This window comes from uncultured Pontibacter sp., assembly GCF_947499215.1.
In the GTDB taxonomy this organism is placed as follows: Bacteria; Bacteroidota; Bacteroidia; order Cytophagales; family Hymenobacteraceae; genus Pontibacter.
This window is the reverse complement of record NZ_CANMNI010000001.1, coordinates 334,179-353,602: the sequence shown is the minus strand read 5'-3', so window position 1 is coordinate 353,602 and position 19,424 is coordinate 334,179. Positions and strand designations below refer to the sequence as shown.

General features: G+C 54.0%; 18 protein-coding genes. 3 read left to right on the top strand and 15 right to left on the bottom strand.

Going from position 1 to position 19,424, the window contains the following annotated elements; genetic code table 11:
* Positions 1-56: 56 nt before the first annotated feature.
* The 8 genes from hrpB to Q1A04_RS01530 all read right to left on the bottom strand — a co-directional run bounded on the left by hrpB (position 57) and on the right by Q1A04_RS01530 (position 11,331).
* Entirely contained in the window at positions 57-2,603 is a 2,547-nt protein-coding gene (gene hrpB, locus Q1A04_RS01565) for an ATP-dependent helicase HrpB (protein WP_299700264.1), read from the bottom strand.
* 36 nt (positions 2,604-2,639) lie between these two features.
* A complete protein-coding gene (locus Q1A04_RS01560; protein WP_299700261.1) occupies positions 2,640-3,143 on the bottom strand; it encodes an ankyrin repeat domain-containing protein in 504 nt (167 codons plus the stop codon).
* Positions 3,144-3,196: 53 nt separating this feature from the next.
* Positions 3,197-3,481 (bottom strand): antibiotic biosynthesis monooxygenase family protein, encoded by a 285-nt coding sequence (locus tag Q1A04_RS01555; protein WP_299700258.1) that lies wholly within the window; start codon positions 3,479-3,481, stop codon positions 3,197-3,199.
* Between the two features lie 13 nt (positions 3,482-3,494).
* Positions 3,495-7,607: a chemotaxis protein CheB gene (locus Q1A04_RS01550; RefSeq protein WP_299700255.1), complete on the bottom strand. Its 4,113-nt coding sequence runs from the start codon at positions 7,605-7,607 to the stop codon at positions 3,495-3,497.
* Positions 7,608-7,637: 30 nt separating this feature from the next.
* Entirely contained in the window at positions 7,638-9,188 is a 1,551-nt protein-coding gene (locus tag Q1A04_RS01545) for a GAF domain-containing protein (protein ID WP_299700252.1), read from the bottom strand.
* A gap of 230 nt (positions 9,189-9,418) precedes the next feature.
* Positions 9,419-10,174 carry a carboxypeptidase-like regulatory domain-containing protein gene (locus Q1A04_RS01540; RefSeq protein ID WP_299700249.1) on the bottom strand — a complete coding sequence of 252 codons (756 nt, stop codon included), beginning with the start codon at positions 10,172-10,174 and terminating at the stop codon, positions 9,419-9,421.
* The gene (locus Q1A04_RS01535) at positions 10,161-10,745 is read right to left on the bottom strand and encodes a sigma-70 family RNA polymerase sigma factor (RefSeq protein ID WP_299700246.1); all 585 of its coding nucleotides are present in this window, start codon (positions 10,743-10,745) and stop codon (positions 10,161-10,163) included. The genes Q1A04_RS01540 and Q1A04_RS01535 overlap by 14 nt, the downstream gene beginning before the upstream one ends.
* 82 nt (positions 10,746-10,827) lie before the next feature.
* Complete coding sequence (locus Q1A04_RS01530) at positions 10,828-11,331, bottom strand: biopolymer transporter ExbD (protein WP_299700244.1); 504 nt, start codon at positions 11,329-11,331, stop codon at positions 10,828-10,830.
* Positions 11,332-11,478: 147 nt separating this feature from the next.
* On the opposite strand from Q1A04_RS01530, the gene Q1A04_RS01525 reads away from it, so the two are divergent.
* Complete coding sequence (locus Q1A04_RS01525; protein ID WP_299700242.1) at positions 11,479-12,501, top strand: medium chain dehydrogenase/reductase family protein; 1,023 nt, start codon at positions 11,479-11,481, stop codon at positions 12,499-12,501.
* A 104-nt stretch (positions 12,502-12,605) separates the two neighbouring features.
* A complete protein-coding gene (locus Q1A04_RS01520; RefSeq protein ID WP_299700239.1) occupies positions 12,606-13,304 on the top strand; it encodes a hypothetical protein in 699 nt (232 codons plus the stop codon).
* A gap of 40 nt (positions 13,305-13,344) precedes the next feature.
* Here the strand turns inward: Q1A04_RS01520 and Q1A04_RS01515 are convergent, their stop codons facing one another.
* The 7 genes from Q1A04_RS01515 to Q1A04_RS01485 all read right to left on the bottom strand — a co-directional run bounded on the left by Q1A04_RS01515 (position 13,345) and on the right by Q1A04_RS01485 (position 18,830).
* A complete protein-coding gene (locus Q1A04_RS01515; protein ID WP_299700237.1) occupies positions 13,345-14,148 on the bottom strand; it encodes an anti-sigma factor in 804 nt (267 codons plus the stop codon).
* Positions 14,141-14,698 (bottom strand): sigma-70 family RNA polymerase sigma factor, encoded by a 558-nt coding sequence (locus Q1A04_RS01510; RefSeq protein WP_299700234.1) that lies wholly within the window; start codon positions 14,696-14,698, stop codon positions 14,141-14,143. The genes Q1A04_RS01515 and Q1A04_RS01510 overlap by 8 nt, the downstream gene beginning before the upstream one ends.
* Before the next feature lie 174 nt (positions 14,699-14,872).
* Positions 14,873-15,673, bottom strand: coding sequence for a ferritin-like domain-containing protein (locus Q1A04_RS01505; RefSeq protein ID WP_299700231.1), 801 nt, complete (start codon positions 15,671-15,673; stop codon positions 14,873-14,875).
* A gap of 8 nt (positions 15,674-15,681) precedes the next feature.
* Positions 15,682-16,329 (bottom strand): ferritin-like domain-containing protein, encoded by a 648-nt coding sequence (locus tag Q1A04_RS01500; RefSeq protein WP_299703616.1) that lies wholly within the window; start codon positions 16,327-16,329, stop codon positions 15,682-15,684.
* A 238-nt stretch (positions 16,330-16,567) separates the two neighbouring features.
* On the bottom strand, positions 16,568-16,810 hold the full coding sequence (gene tatA / locus Q1A04_RS01495) for a twin-arginine translocase TatA/TatE family subunit (protein WP_299700229.1): 243 nt from the start codon (positions 16,808-16,810) through the stop codon (positions 16,568-16,570).
* Between the two features lie 76 nt (positions 16,811-16,886).
* Positions 16,887-17,180 (bottom strand): hypothetical protein, encoded by a 294-nt coding sequence (locus Q1A04_RS01490; RefSeq protein WP_299700226.1) that lies wholly within the window; start codon positions 17,178-17,180, stop codon positions 16,887-16,889.
* 255 nt (positions 17,181-17,435) lie between these two features.
* Positions 17,436-18,830, bottom strand: coding sequence for an MATE family efflux transporter (locus tag Q1A04_RS01485; protein ID WP_299700223.1), 1,395 nt, complete (start codon positions 18,828-18,830; stop codon positions 17,436-17,438).
* Positions 18,831-18,983: 153 nt separating this feature from the next.
* On the opposite strand from Q1A04_RS01485, the gene Q1A04_RS01480 reads away from it, so the two are divergent.
* Entirely contained in the window at positions 18,984-19,421 is a 438-nt protein-coding gene (locus Q1A04_RS01480) for an STAS/SEC14 domain-containing protein (protein ID WP_299700220.1), read from the top strand.
* Positions 19,422-19,424 lie beyond the last annotated feature (3 nt).

Here is a 19,424-nt window from a genome sequence, read left to right as displayed (position 1 = left end):
TGTTTTAAAAATAATTTTAAAGGGCCTTCGTTAAAAGCTGCTTTATCAGGTATACCCTAGGAGGTTTTCCTTTTAATACTTCTCGTCGGGGGAGCCGTAAGCGGGTCTTCGGGCCAATGATGCTTAGGATAGCGACCGCGCAGGTCTTTGCGCACGTCAAAATAGCCCGTACTCCAGAAGCTGCGCAAGTCGCGCGTAACCTGCACGGGCCGCGACGCTGGCGATAGCAAGTGCAGCAGCAGCGGTACTTTCCCATCTACAATGCGTGGGGTATCCAGTAGCCCGAATACTTCCTGTAAACGGACAGCCAGTACGGGCGTGGTAGGATCGGTGTAATCAAGCGCGATGCGGGAGCCACTTGGTACCTCCAGATGGGTCGGGGCGAGTCGGTTCATATCCTGTTGCTGTTCCCATGACAGGAGGGAGAGCAGTATCTGGTTCAAATCCAAGCGGGCAATTTGATCAAGACTGCGTAGGCCGGCCAAATGCGGTTGCAGCCATTCGTTCATAGTTTCTTCCAAGACCTCGTCTGATACGTCGGGCCAATCTGCGGGTGCGAACTCCCGCAGAAAAGCAAGTCGTTGCCGGGTGCGAAGTGCATCATCTGTCCATGGCAGACGATTTATACCTCTACTTCGCAGTGCCTGCATGAGCGCTTCGGTTACCTGTTCTTGATTCGGATTCGCAATGTTTTTCTCCTCCAATAACAGTGCTCCGAGTGTTGTGATGCGACGGGCTACTACCCGTTCTGTGGTGCTATCCCAGCGCACTTCTTCTTTCGTTTCCAGCTGCGCATGAAAGTGCTCAAGCACTTCCTCTTTGGAGAGCGGAGCCGCCAGCAGGATGCGTGGATGCTGCCCGGTGTCTAAATGAGCGATGCCGTAGTAGTCCGCTTCGCCGAAAAGCTCAGTCGACAGGCTAGCGCGCTGGCCCGTGATGAGACGCACCCGTCCCGAACTCTCGCGCTGGGCCAGCCGATCGGGGTAGGCCAGTGCGGTGAGTATGCCCGCTGCATGGGGTTGTATGCTGCCTTTGGGTTCGCGCAGACGCTGCCGCAGGTGCTGCGCCTGTTCCTGCACGCGTCGCAAGGCGTTTTCATCTCTTGAGAAGCCGGGTATAGGCGGTCGTTTCCCGCTGAGCATCTCTAGTCGCAAAACCAGATCGGGCAGGGGGGCACCGGCCGGTATATGTTGCGATTTGATAATGTCGCGCTCGGCCAACAGGGCGGCCATGGCGCAGGCTGTTTCGGTAAGACCGAGTTCGCGGCCCCGGATCACCAAGTGTCCCAACCTAGGACTCAAACCCATCGAGGCAATAGCTTTGCCGTGGGCTGTCGCATGGCCTTTGGCGTCGATGGCCTCTAGTCCGAGTAGGAGGGCTCGGGCAAGAGAAAGCGCAGCGGTAGGCGGATTGTCGAGCCATTGCAGCGTGTTAGCGTCCTGTATACCCCAGATAGCCAGCTCAAGAGCCAAGCCTGCTAAATCGGCTTCGCATACCTCCGGGTCCTGCCGCTCGGGAAGCTGTAGCTGGTCTGCTGTAGACCAGAGACGGTAGCAAACGCCCGGACCCAGTCGGCCGGCACGACCACGGCGCTGGTCAGCGGCGGCTTTTGAAACAGGAGTGGTGACTAGTGTAGTTAGGCCGGTACGTGGTATGAAGCGGGGCATACGGGCAAAGCCACCGTCCACCACGATTTTCACGCCCTCTATCGTTAAGCTGGTTTCAGCGATGCTGGTGGCCAGCACCACCTTTCGGCGTCCGGCAGGGGCGGGCTGTATGGCGGCTATCTGGCGGGAGAGTGCCAAGTCGCCGTGCAGCAGGTGCAGATCGGTAGTGGCAGGCAGTCTGTCCTCCAATTGCTCCGCTACGCGGCGCATTTCGCCCATACCCGGCAGAAAGACGAGCACGTCGCCTTCCGGTTCTTCCGTCAGGGCTTTGCGAATTGTTTTGGGCACTAGGTTGCTCAGGCGCTCTGCGGGACGACTACCGGCGGCGGCTACTTCAGCGGGAGAGAGGTAATGCGTTTCGACAGGGTACAGACGACCCTCACTTCGGATTATCGGGGCCTGCAGCCACTTGCCGATACCGGCTGCATCGAGGGTAGCACTCATGATCAGAATGCGCAAGTCAGGACGCAGCACAGCTTGGGCGTCCAAGGCAAGGGCCAAGCCGAGGTCGGCCTGCAGACTGCGTTCGTGAAACTCATCGAAGATGACAGCGGCCACACCTTCCAAGGCGGGGTCTTCCTGCAGCATGCGGGTGAGTATACCCTCCGTCACGACCTCCACCCGTGTGCGGCCTGACACGACATGCTCCATACGCACCCAATAGCCGACTGTCTGCCCGAGCGGTTCGCCGAGGAGATCTGCCATACGCTGCGCGGCGGCGCGGGTAGCCAGTCGCCGGGGCTCCAGCACCAGAATTTTTCCGTCCTGCCGCCAATCCGCACTGAGCAGGGCCAGTGGTACGAGCGTGGTCTTGCCTGCGCCCGGAGGCGCCTCCAGCACAGCGCGGTTATCGGTTTGGAGCGCCTGCAAAAGCCTTGGCAGGGCCTCTGTTACGGGCAGGTTTGGTAGTTCAGGTATGGGAGCAGCGTACGTCATGTAGCCGCAAGTTGGGAAATCTTCAGGAGAAATGTATCAGGACTCGCTTTTGGCAGAGGCGGCAAACAGTTGCAGGGCCTCATCGTTGCCTACTTGTGAAGCCAGTTGCTGCGCAGTAAGGCCGTTGCTATCGCGGATCTCCGTGTTGGCGCCTTGTTCGAGCATGAACTTCACCATAGTGTTGCAGCCGTACATAGTGGCAAACATCAGACCGGTAGCGCCGCTTCCGTTCTGCACATCGAGCTTAGCGCCATGCTCCAGCAGGAGTTCGGCTATACCCTCGTAGCCATTAAAACACTGTCCCATCAGGGCGGTGTTGCCGGCTGCATCCTGTGCGTTTACATTGGCTCCTGCCTCCAGCAGCATTCGGGCCGCAGCAGGCTGGTTGTTATAAGTGGCGATGATGAGCGGTGTGAAGCCGCGCGGACCCGGTTCATTTACGTTCGCTCCCTCGTCTATTAGTTTTTTGAGTGCGGTAAGGTCGCCACGGCGTGCTGCATCTAAGAGTAGGTCAACCGGTCTGGAAGAGGAAAAAGTCATCTTGTAAGGTATAAGGGTGATCGCTTTTTGCTTACCTACGACAAAAAAAGGATTCAGTGGCTCACCAAATCAAAAAAGCGCACTTTCAGGCTGCCGGGTACTAGTTTGAGGCCTTTCGGTATACCTTGGTGCGACTCCTTCATGTGCTGCTTGTACCACTCTCTGTAGCTGGTTTCATCTGTCCACGTGGTCATCACCCAGAACTCGTTCTCATTCTCCTGCGGCGTGAAAACTTTCATGCCCAGAAAGCCCTTCTCGCTGTCGACCATGTGGGGTCTGTTAACAAACGCTTCCTTCACATCGGCCGCCATTCCGTTGGCGACCTCAAACTGACTCATGGCTATATACATATTACTGTGGGAATGTTAGGGTGAAGATCGTTCCCTGATCTTGTTCGCTTTCTACTTTTATCTGTCCGCCCGAGTTGTCCATAATGCGCTTGACGATGTAAAGGCCCATGCCCGTTCCCTCCACATGCGAGTGAAAGCGCTTGAACAGGGTGAACATTTTGCGCTGATTCTCTTCGCTTATACCTAGGCCATTATCCTCCACGGTTAGCACCACTTTGTTTCCTTTCGTGGTGCTCTTTATTTTCACGTGCGGCCTTCGGTCTGGGGAACTGTATTTGAGTGCATTGCTCATCAGGTTATACAGGATGCTGTGCAGGTTCTTTTTAGAGAAACTGATTTCAGGGGCATCCTCAAAGTCCGCCTCAATAACCGCTTTCTTGCGCTTTACCTCTTCTTTTATGCCTTTATACACTTCTTCGTACACCGATTCAACGCGCAGCGGTTCGGCTTCCCCATCCACATCGCGCTGTACCTTGGCAATATCCGTCAGGTCCCTGATCACGTTTTTAAAACGCATAATGGAGTCCTTGATCATTACAAAGAGGGGATCAGTCGGCTCACCCGGCAGCGGGTCAGCTTCCTGTATCTGTTCTTCCAGCACGAGCATCAGGCCCTCTATGTTGGCGATTGGTGATTTCAAGTCGTGCGAAGCGGTATACACAAAGGTGTCCAGATCCTCGATCACTCGCAGCAGGTGCTCGTTTGTCTGCTGCAATTCCTCCTGTGCCAGCTTGAGATCAGACAGGTCAATGAAAGAACCGATCATACGGTAAGGCACGCCATACTCATTATAGAGTACATAGGCCCTATTGGACACATACACATAGTATCCTTCCTTGTGCTGGATGCGGTATTCGCCAGTCCACTGCTCCTTGCTCTGGTTGATGGTTTGGTTAATGCCCTTGTCCACTGCCTGACGGTCATCCGGGTGCAGCTTCGAGAACCAAGACTCCAGTCCGCCTTCCATTTCTGACTCATCGTAACCCAGCATTTTCTGCAGGCCGTCGCTCCACCAGATCGTATTGGCTGCCAAGTTCCAGTCCCATACCACATCGTTGGTGGCCATAGAAACAAGGCGAAAACGCTCTTCACTGGAGGCCAGTTCGCGGGTTCTTTCCTGCACAATGCGCTCTAGCTGGTTGTTGAGTACCGTAAGATTCTCTTCCGCTTTCTTAAGGTCTTCGTAAGCTTGGAGGGTTTGGTCCTCGCTGTTCTTCTTGTCGGTGATGTCGGCCATCGTAACAGTCAATCCGTCGCCCATTTTTACGGCGGCTATCTCATACCAAGCCTTGTGCTTGCCAAAGCTAAGGTACTGCTCAATGTGAAGCGGTGTGCCGGTTTCCACCACGTGCGCAAATTTGCGGTAGAGGCCGCTCTCGCGCAGGGTGGCTATGGTGCTTGTAACGCTTCTGTTCAACAGGTTGGCGCTTGACTCGCCTATGAGCTCCTCTGCTTTTTTGTTGAGCAGGGACCAGCATAAATCCCTGATCTGATTTTTATCATCACGCTCCACTTTCATGGCCATAATGTTGTTCAGCGAGCTGTCCAAAACACCCTGCACCACGCTGCTGAGTGTTTTGAGGGTGGTCACATCCACAAAACTCACCACTACGCCGTCTTTGTTTCCATCCCGCTTCAGGTAGGGGATGATGCGCATCAGGAAGTAGCGTCCTTTTTCCGTCTCCACTTCCTGCTCAATTTCCTGCGAGGTGTTGTTCACGTGGCGTATGTCGTCGAACAGGCGGTCGTATTTCAGGTTGTGCGACAGGTGGTATACCGGTCGGCCAATATCTCCTCCGATTATATTGACGAGTTGCTCCAAAGAGGGAGTATACTTGCGGACTTCCAGATTATGGTCTATGAACAGCTGCCCGATGTTGGAGCTTCTGAAGTAGTTGTCCAAGTCCTCATTGAGTTCCTGCAGTTCCTTTATCTTCAGTTGGTGTTCAGAATTAACAGTATGCAGTTCCTCGTTCAGCGACTGCATCTCCTCATTGGAGCTTTGCAGTTCCTCGTTACTCGACATGAGCTCCTCGTTACTCGACTGCAGTTCTTCATTGGTCGTGCTCAGATCCTGCACGGTCATCTGCAGGTTCTCACGCGTCTCCCGAAGTTCTGATTCCAAGGAGGTTAGCTGCTGGTAATAGTCGGCATCTGATACGTGTGTGATGTCCGATATTTTAGGGATCGGGTTCACTTCTCCCATTTCCTGCAGGAGTACCAGTATCACCGGCGGTTGGCCTTTGTCTATCGTAACCGGGCGTACAGAGGTGAGAACGAGTTTCTCCTTTTTGTCGAACTTAACCGCCACTTGCCGGCTGGCGACGCTTTTATTCGTTTTAATCGCCTTGCGTATCCCCACGCTCAATACTACGGCCAGTTCCTCCGGCACCATTTTGATGAGGTTGAAATGCAGGCGCTTATCCGGGAATTTTAGGAATCGGTTAATGTCACCGATACCGTGCAGCAACTGGTAGTTGGCGTCCACATACAGGGCCGTCACCTTAAAGTCTTCCGCCAAGGCATCCATAAAGGCCTCGTTGTAGCGGTTGAGCTGTATGGTCTTGTACTGGCTGGCCTGACTCTGCTGCATGCTCGTGGTGTTGTATTCCGACACCCCATAGCTGCGCTGTAGGCTGCTGCGGTCTTTCACCTTTTGGAAAAGCTTCCACTTGCGGTCCTTTTCCTTGAAATACTCCTGCATGTCACCCATATGCTCGCTCGGTCCCAACATCAGGTAGCCCCCCATGTTCAGGGCGTAGGGGAAGAGCGAGAGCACCTTGTGTTGCAAAGTCGGGTTGAGGTAGATCAGCATGTTGCGGCAGGTGATCAGGTCGATCTTGCTGAAAGGCGGATCTTTCTGCAGGTCGTGCTGCGCGAAGATCACCAGCTTGCGGATAGCGTCGCTAACCACGTATTTGCTCCCGCTGCGCTGAAAGAAGCGGTCCAGCCGCTCCTGCGACACAAACTTGGCAATACTGGCCGGATAGGTTCCCCTCGATGCCTTTTGCAGGGCCTTCTGATCGATGTCCGTGGCGAAGAGTTTCACTTCAGCGTTACTGCCCAGCTTTTGAAATGCCTCCTTAAACAGAATAGCGAGCGAGTATACCTCTTCACCAGTGCTACAGGCGGCCACCCATACCTTGATCAGCTCGCCTTCCTCTTTCTCACTGATGATCTTTGGGATCACCTCCTGTTCGAGCAGGCGGAAAGCCTCCGGGTCACGGAAGAAGCTGGTTACGTTGATGAAAAACTCCTGACAGAGCACTTTAATCTCGGCAGGATCTTCATACAAATGATTCAGATAGGCCTGCATGCTGTCTAGGTTGAGGGACTGCATGCGCTTGTGGATGCGCCGGCTAAGGGTAGGGGTTTTGTAGTTGTTGAAATCAATCTGGGTGTGGGTGCACACCAACTCCAGTATTTTCTTTAGCACCGCCTCGTCGTTGCTGGACTCCTCCTTCTTTTTCCCATTCTCGATTATTGATTTTACGAGTGGCGTCCGGCGGGTGTATTCCATGATCTCATGTGGTATCTGTTCGGCGGGCAGCACAAAGTCCACGTCGCCGGTATCGATGGCGCTGCGGGGCATGCCGTCGAACTTAGCGGATTTAGGGTCTTGCACCACCACCAGACCACCGGCCTGTTTGATAGCGCGAATTCCTTTGCTGCCATCCGTACCCGTACCGGAGAGCACCACGGCGATGGCATAGGCCCCACGGTCCACGGCGAGTGATTCAAAAAAGGAATCGATGGCAAAGTTCGGTTCGCGGTTGCGGGGTTTTTCGGTGAGGCGCAGTCTTCCGTTCTGCAGGCTGAGCTGTTTGCCGCTGGGCAGCACGTACACGCAGTTGGGCCGCGTAAACATGTTGTCCTCCGCTTCACGCACCTGCATCTGGGTATGTTTCGACAGCAGCTCGGCCATCAGACTCTTATGGTCGGGCGAGAGGTGCTGAATGATCACGAACGAGAAACTGGAGTTACTCGGGAAGTGGTCAAAGACCTTGTGGATGGCTTCTAGCCCCCCTGCGGAGGCGCCGATGCCAACCAGATAGTGGTCGGCTGGTTTTGGGCTCACTTTCTGCGCCTTATGGTTAGGTGCTTGCTGCAACATACTGGAACTGCCAGGGTAATAGTATTCGACTTAGTGTTTCTCGCGGATGATCTTGCCAAGCACAGCACTGCGCAAAGCTTCAGCGGCATCTAGCTCTTCGTCCTGCCAAGGGAGCGCGGTGAGTTGCACCGTCTGTTGGTATAGGGCAAAGGAATTGCGAGGATGGTAGCTTTTTCCGTCCGGCTCCATACGGATGGCTTGGTCCGGGTTGCCGCTCCAATTTACGGTATGCAGCACTTCTTCCCGAAACCCCAAAATATATTCGACCTGCTCTGAGTTGATGGCAAGGGCAAGCAGTCCGCTGGCCTCGTCCTTGTATTCTTTGCTGTTCGGGTATATATGCGGAAGCGAGTTAGTTACGAATGTTTTGTCGCCACTGTTACGGCGAAGCCAAGAGGCCAGCTCTTTTATTTTTGACAACGGCGGTGTTTTACCCGCTGTTAGCACTTGTCCTTCATACAGCACGGCGGCACCGCTCAGCGAGAGCAGGTCCAGCATGCTGGGCTCCCCTTGCAGGAGGGCGTTCGCAAAATACTCTTCCTTAAACAGCTGCTCGAGCAGGCGGGTGTGGAGCCCGCCCATCTTAGCCCTGTTTTCACTATTGTAGTGTTTTTCGAAGGCACCCAGCTGCACCGAGGTGATCGAGGCAAGCAGCTCCATGGCGGTGCGCTCCTGATAACTCGGGTACTTCGGTGTTTTGTGGTGGCAGGAGATGAGGCCCCATAGCTTCCCATCAATAATAAGGGGAAGCGACATGGACGCCGAAATTCCCATATTGCCCATGTACTCCAAATGCACACCTGCCACGCTGCGCAGATTGCAGCTGGTAAGATCCGTGAAGCGCTTGGTGATCGGGTTAAGGATCGGCTGCAGGCGCACCGGTTCGTACTCTCGTGCAGGGATAAGTCTATAGGCGTTTTTGAAATAGAGGTCTCGTGCCTGTTTCGGCACGTCGGATGCCGGGAAGCGAAGACCCAGCAAGTCACTCATGTCCTCGGTTTTGGCCTGCCCGATCACGGTACCGTTCCAAAGCGGATCGAATCGGTAGATCAGGACCCGGTCAAAACCCGTAAAGTTCCTGAACTCATCGGCTGCCGTCTGGGCGATAGCCGCAATGCAGTCCGACTGCTTGATGCGCGAGGTAATGTATTTGATCTGCTGAAAAAAGGATAGAAACGACTGCTCATCAGTGCCTTGGTCCGGCTCCATTTCAATCAGGATCTGTTCCGCTTCGGGCAGAATGGTGGCTGTAAAGTGTTTGGTTTCCTGACCGGTCTTAAAAGAGAGTGCGAATGGTATGTTCACTTGTTCCTGTTCCTGCCCCAGCTTTTGCTGCAGGTCCCGCATTTCATGGTCGGGTAGGAAAGCGGCCAAGGGCTGGTCGTGCAGCGCATCCGGCGGTAAGCCGAGCATGCTGTCAGTGTTTTCACTCACCTGTCTGATGCGAAGCGCTTTGTCGAGCACCAGCAGTAGGCCGTGGGGTTGTATCAGGTTGATCTGGTGTAGCGGGATGCTGCCGCAAAATTCAGAATCATAGTTTTTGTCGCCCACATGTTGCTGCGACAGGTAGTTTTTTTCCATATTCCTCGGTCCTCTGTCAGGGGTTAAATGGGAAGACGATCTGCCGGCAAATGCGGACTGAACTCCCTTTGACAAAGGCTATCAGGCTGTAATTTAAGTATTTTTACTTTCCCAGACGAATTATGGCCTCTATTAAATCAATTTAATCACGCTCAAAAAGCTTCCTTTAAGTCAGAAAACAGGCTATTTATCCCTTATTTGACATTGTGTATTTATACCTAGTTACTGCCTTACTCATTGAGTTGAGACAAGTGCAGCGTTACGTCTTTTGCCGGACTGTTTAATGTCTGTTGCAGTGGTGGATAGCCTTGCTTACTGATGCGAACTTCGTACTCACCGGCGGGTAGGGGGAGGCTAAAATTTCCATGTCGATCACTGGTCATACGTACTTGGCTGCCTTGTACCTCCAGCAACACACCGGCTATACCTTGTCCATCTTCAGCGAGCACACGCCCCTGTAATGACGCCTCGTTTTGTACTACCGCCGTTTTAGCGGGTGACAGCTGCTGGCTCGGGTTAACCGGCGGTGCCGGAATGTCGAGCACGATGGCCGCATCGATGGTGCGGGCGAGCAGTTCCTCAGGAGTAGGGGGGAGCACTTCGCTTGCCTGCACGTTGGCGCGCTCCTGCGCCAGTGTGCGGGTATAGTGGTAAAAGAGCAGCAGGCCCAAAGAACTGAACATCATCAGCACGCCCAAGGCCACTCGCCAGTCAGCGAGCCCGTGCAGCGCGCGGGGCCGGTGCTTGCGGCGCAACCGGGTTCTGATGCGCTGCCAAATGCGGTTGCGCGCCTGTTTGGTTCGGCCGCGGTCGGACAGGGCCATACCACTGAGTATGTCCTCGCACATCTCGCAATCGAGCAGGTGGCGCTCCACATCGTAGTTAGAGGCCGGCGGCAGCACACCTTCCTCATACTGGCGCAGCAGCTCGGTGGAAGGGTGTTCCTCTAGTCCCCATTCGCTTGTCTGTAATTTATCGTGGCGCATGGTATTTCTCAACGTAATTTTTAAGGTTCCGGCGTCCGTTCTGAATATAGCTTTTCACCTGCTTCATGTCACAGCCGGTCAACTCCACAATCTCTTTGTAACTTCTCTGTTCCAGATAGAACAGCTCAAGGCAGGTACGCTGTTCGGCAGGCAGATGCACCAAGCCGCGCTCCAAGGCCTGCAAGGCGAGTTCTTGCTGCTCAGCATCGCTCAGCTGCAGGCCGCCATCGGTGGTGTATTGTTCGGGTGTCAGAGCCTGCGTGGCTTTCCCTTTCAGGCGTTTGGTGCGCAGCAGCTGCAGGCAGTGGTTTTTGGTGAGGGAGTGCAGCCACGACTTAAAGTTAGTTACCTCATGCCGCTTTAGGGCCACCATGAGCTGCTCAAACACCTGCATGGTGGCGTCCTTGCTTTCCTCTTCCTCCTCTAGGTAGCGGAGGCAGATCAGGTATACCATTTCCGTATGCCGCTCAAAGAGTTTTCCGATCACGTCCAAGTCGCCGGTGCGCCGGTACTGTTGTACCAGCTCCAGATCATCGGGCTGTCGGTCTTTGGCGAAAAACTTTAAAAACATGTGTATACCTGTATCGCGTCTTTAAATAAAGTAAATATAGTTGAAAGTATATGCTTTGTTATGCGCAAATCTTCCTATTTTCTCACCGAGAGGCCAGCAACTGTCTGTCTTCGTCCTGCAGGGCCACCAAGGCGTAGCGTCGGGTGTCGGTAATGCGGAGTTCGTCCAAGGCGTCCACCAGATTCTTGTAGCGCGAGGTTTCGACGGCTTTCACCAGTACAACCAGTTTCGGATTCTGCCGCACCTGCTCCGAGAGAAGTACTCGGCGCAGGCCTGAAGCCGAGTAATCCGTTTCCACTACTTCGGGCTCGTCGCCGGCATATCCGAAATGGTAGAACACCCGGTCCTTTTCACCGAGTATCACGGTCAGGGCGTTCTTGCCGGGTATGGGCGTGTTGGGGCCATACGCAGTCGGCATGTTGATCTCCATGGTCTGGAGTTTGGCGAAGGTGGTGGTAAGCATGAAGAAGGTGAGCAGGAGAAACGCGAGGTCCACCATCGGGGTCATGTCGAGGTGAAAACCGCCGCTGCGCGCGCGTCTTCTGTTGCCTTTCGCCGGGTTCTGTTTTTCCTGTACCTGTGCCATGGTGCTTTCCTTTCTATTTGATGCATGTGGCAGGCGGGACTTCCGCTGCCTTTGTATAGTGGATGGCGCTTCCGTAAAAATTCCACAAGGCACACAAGGTTTTTTTTAATTTTTTCGTAGTGTTGGAAATACGCCAACTAATTCGCCATGATAGAGAGACAGGTATACCGCATGCCCAAAGCGGGCGCCATTCACAACCTGCAGCTGCGCACCGAAACACTCGAGGAACCGGGGCCGGATGAAGTATGCGTTCGGGTGCGTGCCATTGGGCTCAATTTTGCAGACGTGTTCGCCATGCAGGGGCTTTACAGCGCCACACCCGCCGGCTCTTTTATACCAGGGCTCGAGTTTGCGGGTGAGATTGTGGCGGTGGGCGAATCGGTGGGGGAGTGGCAGGTCGGCGACCGCGTGATGGGAGTCACCAAGTTCGGGGGCTACGTGTCGCACATCAACAGCCATCACCGCTATGTTATTCCGCTGCCGGACAGGTGGAGCTATGAGCAGGGGGCTGGCTTTCTGGTGCAGGGACTTACGGCCTACTATGCGCTTAAAGAGCTGGGAAACCTGAAACCGGGTATGGCGGTGCTCATTCACAGCGCGGCGGGTGGCGTGGGTATTCTGGCGAACCGCATCTGCAAAAAGTTGGGCGCCTATACCATCGGCACCGTGGGCCGACCCGGCAAAGTGGACTTCCTGCGCCGGCAGGAGGCGTACGATGCGGTGATCCTGCGCGGCAGTGACTTTTACGAAGAATTGCAGCAGGCCCTCAACGGACGCCCCCTCTGCCTGATCATGGAGTGCATCGGCGGTCGCATACTGGAGCTCGGCTGGCGGGCGCTGGCCCCGATGGGCCGTATGGTGGTGTATGGCAACGCCTCCTTCTCCAGCCACGGCAGCCGCCCCAACTACCCCAGCCTGTTCTGGCGCTTTCTGCGCCGCCCCAAAATTGACCCGCTGCGCCTGCCCACCGAAAACAAATCGCTGATGGGTTTTAACCTGATCTACCTCTACGAACAGACTGACCTGATGCATGAGCTGCTGCAAAAGCTGCAGGCCCTCGAGCTCGAGCCGCAGCATGTGGGGCAAGTGTTCGCCTTCGACGAAATGCATGAGGCCATCAAGCTTTTCCAACAGGGCAAGTCTGTTGGCAAAGTGGTAATCACAGTCTAAAAACATCTTAAAAATACCCAGTTATGGGTATTGGTTATGGGCATCCTATTCTTTTAACTTTGAGAAATACCTTGTTGATTTCCAGAGTTTTAAAAATCCTGCCCATGATTCTGACCGAAGCCATCAAAACAACGCTCCTTTTTAGGCAGGTACCCATGACCGCCCAGCAGATCGCCTACTTCCTTTTCTTCAACCACATGCTGCAGGCGAGCAGTTTACAGGACATGGTGCGGGAGGTGGAAAAGGAGGTTTTCCTGAATCCAGGGCTCTTTACCATAAGCGATGAGCTGGTGAGCCTAAGCGGCTGGCACACAGCGGAACGGGACTTGGTGCAGCAGGTATTCAGCAAAGTGCAGCAGGCCATCGTACTCTTTCGGGAGCTGGGGCAGAGCAGCGATTGCTGCAACAACATGGTGCTGGCGCTATTGCTCTACAAGCGCCTCTCGGACATAGAGCGTAGCCAGCAACTCGGGGCGCCCATCGTACCAAGGCTATGGAAATTCGATCAGGTAGCCGCCACTACCATGCTGAGCGAACTGCCGTCGCGGGTATACGAGGTCATGGACTATATCGAGCGCACCGATGATCGCCTTGCCAACATCTTCCTGTTCTGCAAAGAAGAACTCAGCAACCTGAGCGAGACTGATCACCTGCTGAAACTGCAGGAAGTGATGCGCTTGTTGGCCAGTCTGCAGCTCGCCGAAGTGCATGTGCCCACCCCGCTCTTTCAAGCTATTTTCAGTCGCCTGTTCTGGAACAACGTGAAGTACACCTCCAAAGGACTGGGAGCCGAACTGGTATAAAGCTACTTATAGGTAAGCAGCGAAATGTTTGCTTGCAACATTAAGAGCTGACATTTCCCATTACCCTGAGTTCATCCAAGGTGGGGGATGCACTGCCGCCAGCCGGTTCCAGCGTAACCGCGAAAGCCTGTGCCGCGCCGATGTTTTTCATCTGCTGCAGTCCCGCTTTTCCATCTATCATTTCCAGCATACCGGCATCAATTGGCTTGCCGTCGGCCAGTGCCCACAGCTGGTACTGTTTGCCGGTGGGCGGTGCCGGAAGCGCTACCTGATCTACGTATACCTGCTGCTGGCGCTGGTTCCAGTATACTGTCATGCGGGCTTCCGGATGACTCTCCACACCCTGTAACCTAACGGCTTGGAAGTCCGGGTTGCGCAGGATGGAAAGCGTTTCCTCCTGTTGTTGCAGTTGCAGATTGGTCTGGTGGAAATTGCGCGCCAGTAGTTGCTCCGAGGCCATCACACCGGCCAGCCTGTCTTCCGCCTGCTGCCAGCGGTTGTAGAAATAAAAGCTCAGTATGCCGGAGATAATCGCCAAGGCCAAACTGGCGGCCAGCATCCATCTGTAGGCTTTCGGCTCTCTAACCGCTTCTTGGTAAAGCGTACGGGCGGGCGCTTCCTCAACCGCAAGCTGCTGCATGATCCTGTTCTTGAGCGCAGGTCTCGGGCTGACGGCATGAAGACCGGCATAGGCTTCCATGGCAGCGCAGGCTTCGTCCAAGGCCATACGGATCTCCGGCGAGGCAGCCGCACGGCGTTCCACCTCCTCACGCTCCGCCTCGGTCAGGCCCCCGGCTGCGTATAGTTCCAGCTTACCAGATGCTATGTAGTCCTCGTTATGCACGTCCTTTAAAAATCCTTGTTAAGTGTTTTACAGCGCTGCGCACCCGTGTTTTCACTGTGCCTAAGGGGATGTTGTAAGATTCAGCGATTTCGCTTTGGGTGAGGCCTTTAAAATACATCAGGTCAATCACCTGTTTTTGTTCCGGGTTCAGATTGTCCACCATATCCCGTACACCAATGTGCTCGGGTTTAAAGGTATCGGTATAGTAATAGGTTCGGGAATCCGCTTCAATATTTTCCGACTGATTACTTACGCGGTACTGCTTCGATCGGATTGTGTCGATGGCCAGATTTCTACAAATATTGATCATCCAAGTAAAGAGTCTGCCTTTGGAAGCGTCGTACTTGTCAAACGAGTTCCAGATCTTTACAAATGCCTCCTGCAGCACATCCTCGGCAACTTCCTCCACCTTCACGATCTGCAGCACAACACCGTACAGCGTGGGGCTGTACATGTCATACAACTGCGACATGGCTGAGCTGTCGCGTGCGCGAAGCCGCGCCACCAGATCGTCTTCTTTGAGTTTGTCGTTGATTCGTTGGTCAGCCAATTATGTAACCTTTAGGGCAATTCACCAAGCAGGCATACGCAAAGCGCAGTGAACAAGTAACACATTTATCTTTAAACCACAAAGCTTCACAGGAAAAGAGCCGTTATGTACAGCCCTTTTGCTATGAAGCACTTATGGGAATTCGGATGGTAAACAGCCGTTTACCGAATATGTTTACTCAAACAGCGAAACTATTTGCGCCACCTGCTCTTTTGTGAGCGGCTCGTCAAATGCACCGGTGGCGATTGCGGCTGAGTAGCCGGCACCCACCGTCTTCACATCGTTTATACCACCTTGCGACACGTTGTCTTCTCCGGCGTAAACCGGCGCTGCACCTGCCGGTACATTGCTGTTTTCAGCGGCGCCTTCTATCCAACCCTTGTTGTCGCGCATGCGGCGGATATGGGCTGCATGGCGCGCCTCCACCGAGTGGATCTGCAATGCGGCCTGCAGCACGGTATCGTTGCTCATGAGGTTGCCCGCCTGCCCTTTGTAGGCGCGCACACCGGTGTCCTCAAAGGCTTGGGCCAGCGTCAGGAAGGTCTGGTAATTGGTGTTCCAGTCCGCAAAGTTCTTTCCGAAATCAAAAGTGGGCTCGCTGATCGGCGTGCCGTTCAGGCTTTGGATCGTGGCAATGAGAATGTCGACGTGCTGCGCCTCGTGCATCTGAATCGTCTCGATGGCGGTTCTTGCGGCACCAGCCGGAATAAGACCGTTGGCAGCCAAGCCTCCAGCGTAAAAGTTGCGCTCCAAGTACTCCAGTTTCAAGGCGAAGTTGAGCACTTCCACTACCGTGCCGGCGCTCTGTCCATAGGCTTTGTTAAACACAGCCCCGAGGGCAACCGGTATGGCGGCCAGCGCGGCCTTTTTGCCCATGCTGCCAAAGCTTTTGAATACGCTTCGGCGGGAGTCGATCCTGTTGTATACTTCGGGGTCTACTTTTTCTATATCTTCTATTATTCTGAATATGTTCATGGCAAGGCTTATTTAGGAAGGTTGTTCGCGTTTATTTTCGTGGTGATGAAGGCAGATGCTGCATTGAGCACATCAGCAGGCATCATGGCCGGATCCAGTCCGTTAGCGTCGGCCGTATCGGAGAAGGTGCCATTCGAGATCAGGTCGCGGATGACGGCAGCATGGCGGGCCTCCACCGATACGATCTTGCCTGCGAGTGTCAGAAAACCGGCGTCTTCGAGCAGTTTGCCGGCTCCATTATAAGCGGCCACACCTAGGTCTTCGAAAGTGCGCGCGGTTGTTAGGACGCTGTTTTTGTCGTTGAAGTTGATCGAGCTGAAATTCACCTCGAGGTCAGGTATGGCAGCTGAACCGAGCGCGGCCTTGAGGAAATCGCGGTGGATGCCTTCGTGGCCTTTAAGGTCCTGCATGATCTGCTGCTCCGTCTGGCTGAAAAGGCTCAGTGACCTGGTCACCACTTCAGTATAGAAGGCGGCCTCCAGTTGCTCGAGGGCGTAGGCGTAGTTCAGGATACCGGTGTCGCCGGAACCTAGGTCAACGGCCATCGGGTCCATGGGACCATTGTCGTCGTCATCGTCGCAAGAGGTGGTAGTAAAAAGTAGGGTGGCGGCGGCAGCGGAGGCCCCGGCGTAACGCAAGAACACACGGCGTTGCATGGGTGTAACCAAGCTGCTTTTTAAGGCGCCGTCTTTCTCGGGTAACTCGTTTTGTGTTTTTTTCATAATTCTAAACTTTTGTTAAAAAGGATTCGAATCGCCTACCTGTGAAGCGCTTGCCCTGTAGGGTTGCGAGACTTACGGTGTAGCCTGATCGCTTGGATTTAGGGGATGCAAATTTTTTTAAGCGCAGGTATAAAAAGCACAAAGCCCACCTGTCAGGGTGGGCTTCGCGTTCTTATGAATTTACATTGCTTTTTGTCGCTGCTTTTTCAGCGTCGGGACTGGCGGCGGTGGCGTGCTCGATATCCCTTTTCATCTCTTTCGAGGCGTCTTTGAACTCCCGGATGCCGCGGCCCAATCCTTTTGCGAGTTCAGGTATGCGCTTGGCGCCAAAGAACAAAACAAAAATGAGGATGATCATGATCACCTCGGGGCCGCCTAAGCCGCCAATGAATAATAATATACCTGTTGTCTCCATAGTTTCTGTTTTTTATTTCTGAAATGGAGCATACAAACGAACTGGCGAGCCATTCGGATTTAAACAGGCAAAATTATTATGCCGCGATTTCCTCCCGGCGTTGAGCACCGATGTGCGACAGGTTGCGCGCGCTGTATAGTCTGGTGGCGGCTCTTCTTTGGCGTTTGCAATAGCTTTTGATACCTCGCAGGCTACTCGTGTGCATTTTTTTGTCTTCGTGCGGGAGATGGGCTATGTGGCAGACGGGGCAAACGGGTACTTCCAACTGCTCCTGTACTTCCGCCATGGCGTCTTCTACTTGTCTGAGGTAGGCGATGATGGCCAAGGTGCCGCAAAGCCCGATAAGGGTGAGGATAGAGGTGATGATCATGGTACTGTGGCTAAAAGTTAATCAAATGGTTATTTCATAGTAGGCTGAGAATAGGAGTTTATCTTTACGCTAAAAAATCCTATTACTTGATGTATTGTCGCTTTAATTAAATTGTTTTTTTCGAAAAGTGGTAACCTTGGCCTTTATAATGTCAAAGTTCAATATATAATCATCAATATCTTCTATATAAGCGTTGTCTCGTCAGTTGGGATTTAACGTGTTCGCGGTCGCAGCTGAGAGTGTAATAACAGCCCTTTATACTTTCACCTTTTTCCAAGTGCCGCGCCTGAAAAGCCACCAGCTGACCAAGGCGTGAAAGGAGTGGCAGAAGGCGATCGAGAAGAAAATGCCGGTTGTCCCGAAGCCGAGGGTTTTGGCCAATAGGTAGGCCATCGGAATCTCGATCAGCCAGAGCACTACGATGTTAATGAATGAGGGCGTGCGGGTATCACCGGCCCCGTTAAAAGCCTGCACCATCACCATGCCCAGCCCAAAAAAGACGTAGCCCAGCGTGATGATCCGGAGCGCCTCGGAAGCGATGTCAATCACGGCTTCATCCTCAGCAAAGAAAGCGGCTAAGTGCTCCCCGAACAAAAGAAATAGGATGGTGACAGCCGCCATGAAGATGACATTGTAGCGCGCCGTCAGCCATACGGCCAGTTCGGCGCGTTTGGCCTTCTGCGCTCCCAAGTTCTGACCCACCAGTGTGGCAGCTGCCGAGGACAAACCCCAAGCGGGCAGCAAGGCAAACACGATCAGGCGAAAGGCGATGGTATAGCCGGCCAACGCATTGCTGCCAAACTCAGCGATGATACGGGTCAGGAAGATCCAACTGGCGGAGTCGATGAGGTATTGGCCCATGCCGCCAGACGACACCGCCAGTATACGCTTGATCATGGCGAAACTAATGACGAGATTCTCACGCCCGACTTTTAGCAGATGCTTGCCATTGAAGAGGTGGTATAACTGGTAGACCACGCCCACACTTCGACCGATGGTGGTGGCCCAAGCCGCACCGTCCAGTCCCCAGCCCTCGAAGGTGCCGATGCCGAAGATCAGAAGTGGGTCTAGCACAATGTTGGCTCCGTTGGCGATCCAGAGTGCGCGCATAGCCAAGTGCGGCTGACCGGCCCCCCGGAAGATTCCGTTGATGAGGAAGAGCATGATAATGACGAGGTTGCCGGCAAAGATGATCTGCGCATAGTGGAGCCCGGTGTCGAGCAGGGCGGTATCGGCCCCCATCAGTGTGAGGATATCGGCTGCAAACCACGTCGCCAGAAAGCCCATGAGCAGTGCGAGCACCACACCCGTGGCCATGAGCTGGTAAGTGACATTGCCCGCCTCACGGTAGTTCTTTTCACCGATCCGGCGCGATACCAAGGCCGTGGCGGCAATGCTCACGCCCATCCCCACCGAGTAGATCACCATCAGCACCGTTTCGGTTAGGCCGACGGTCGCCAGCGCATGCGGACCCAGCTTGCCGACAAAGAAAATGTCGACCACTGCAAATAGCGACTCCATCAGCATCTCCAGAATCATGGGCACGGCCAGCAGCACAATACTCGTCCGGATACCGAGGGTGGTATAATCCTGCTCCTTGCCCTTTACGGCAGACCAAACGAGGTACAGAAAGCTTTTGCTATCACTCATAGAAGCGCAGAGAAGAGAGGTGCTTTTGATGAATTACGGCTGCAGGTATAAGTTTAGTTATTGCCGTCCATTATTATTTCCACGGAGGGCCTGCCAGCTGAACCAAAAGGATTCCATGCTTTGTTGGAGGTCTGAGTACTAGCCCGCCTTTTTATGAATACTAAACTTACGAACGCCTTTGGCAAAGTATATTTGACAATTAAAGTTGATACCGCCAACAGCTGGATACATGTGATCTGGGAAGGTTACCTCAGCGAGAACAATATCAAAACAGGAGGGCAGGCTATCTTAGAAACCATTGAAGCCTCGGGCTTCACCTGTGTGCTCAATGACATGCTGTTGGTGCTTGGGCCTATCCGCACCACTGACTGGGCCACCGATGTGTGGGCGCCGGCAGTAGCCAAAGCTGGCCTAAAACACATGGCTTTGGTTAACGCCCCCGATGCCATCGCCTCCACCGACGTTTCCAACTTTCACAACGAACAGACCCATTTCCAAACTGACGTTTTCGGCAATTTAATGGACGCCGGCGATTGGCTCAGGCAGCAATGCCTGAAAAGAGATGTCGAACTTAGTTTGAAACTGACCTAAGTC

What these genes read in the sequence shown, in the direction of transcription:
- Q1A04_RS01545 (WP_299700252.1), bottom strand. Translation starts at nt 9,188, where the DNA reads ATGGAAAAAAACTACCTGTCGCAGCAACATGTGGGCGACAAAAACTAT.
- Q1A04_RS01525 (WP_299700242.1), top strand. Translation starts at nt 11,479, where the DNA reads ATGATAGAGAGACAGGTATACCGCATGCCCAAAGCGGGCGCCATTCAC.
- Q1A04_RS01505 (WP_299700231.1), bottom strand. Translation starts at nt 15,673, where the DNA reads ATGAACATATTCAGAATAATAGAAGATATAGAAAAAGTAGACCCCGAA.
- Q1A04_RS01520 (WP_299700239.1), top strand. Translation starts at nt 12,606, where the DNA reads ATGATTCTGACCGAAGCCATCAAAACAACGCTCCTTTTTAGGCAGGTA.
- Q1A04_RS01560 (WP_299700261.1), bottom strand. Translation starts at nt 3,143, where the DNA reads ATGACTTTTTCCTCTTCCAGACCGGTTGACCTACTCTTAGATGCAGCA.
- Q1A04_RS01480 (WP_299700220.1), top strand. Translation starts at nt 18,984, where the DNA reads ATGAATACTAAACTTACGAACGCCTTTGGCAAAGTATATTTGACAATT.
- Q1A04_RS01490 (WP_299700226.1), bottom strand. Translation starts at nt 17,180, where the DNA reads ATGATCATCACCTCTATCCTCACCCTTATCGGGCTTTGCGGCACCTTG.
- hrpB (WP_299700264.1), bottom strand. Translation starts at nt 2,603, where the DNA reads ATGACGTACGCTGCTCCCATACCTGAACTACCAAACCTGCCCGTAACA.
- Q1A04_RS01530 (WP_299700244.1), bottom strand. Translation starts at nt 11,331, where the DNA reads ATGGCACAGGTACAGGAAAAACAGAACCCGGCGAAAGGCAACAGAAGA.
- tatA (WP_299700229.1), bottom strand. Translation starts at nt 16,810, where the DNA reads ATGGAGACAACAGGTATATTATTATTCATTGGCGGCTTAGGCGGCCCC.
- Q1A04_RS01550 (WP_299700255.1), bottom strand. Translation starts at nt 7,607, where the DNA reads ATGTTGCAGCAAGCACCTAACCATAAGGCGCAGAAAGTGAGCCCAAAA.
- Q1A04_RS01500 (WP_299703616.1), bottom strand. Translation starts at nt 16,329, where the DNA reads ATGCAACGCCGTGTGTTCTTGCGTTACGCCGGGGCCTCCGCTGCCGCC.
- Q1A04_RS01555 (WP_299700258.1), bottom strand. Translation starts at nt 3,481, where the DNA reads ATGAGTCAGTTTGAGGTCGCCAACGGAATGGCGGCCGATGTGAAGGAA.
- Q1A04_RS01540 (WP_299700249.1), bottom strand. Translation starts at nt 10,174, where the DNA reads ATGCGCCACGATAAATTACAGACAAGCGAATGGGGACTAGAGGAACAC.
- Q1A04_RS01485 (WP_299700223.1), bottom strand. Translation starts at nt 18,830, where the DNA reads ATGAGTGATAGCAAAAGCTTTCTGTACCTCGTTTGGTCTGCCGTAAAG.
- Q1A04_RS01535 (WP_299700246.1), bottom strand. Translation starts at nt 10,745, where the DNA reads ATGTTTTTAAAGTTTTTCGCCAAAGACCGACAGCCCGATGATCTGGAG.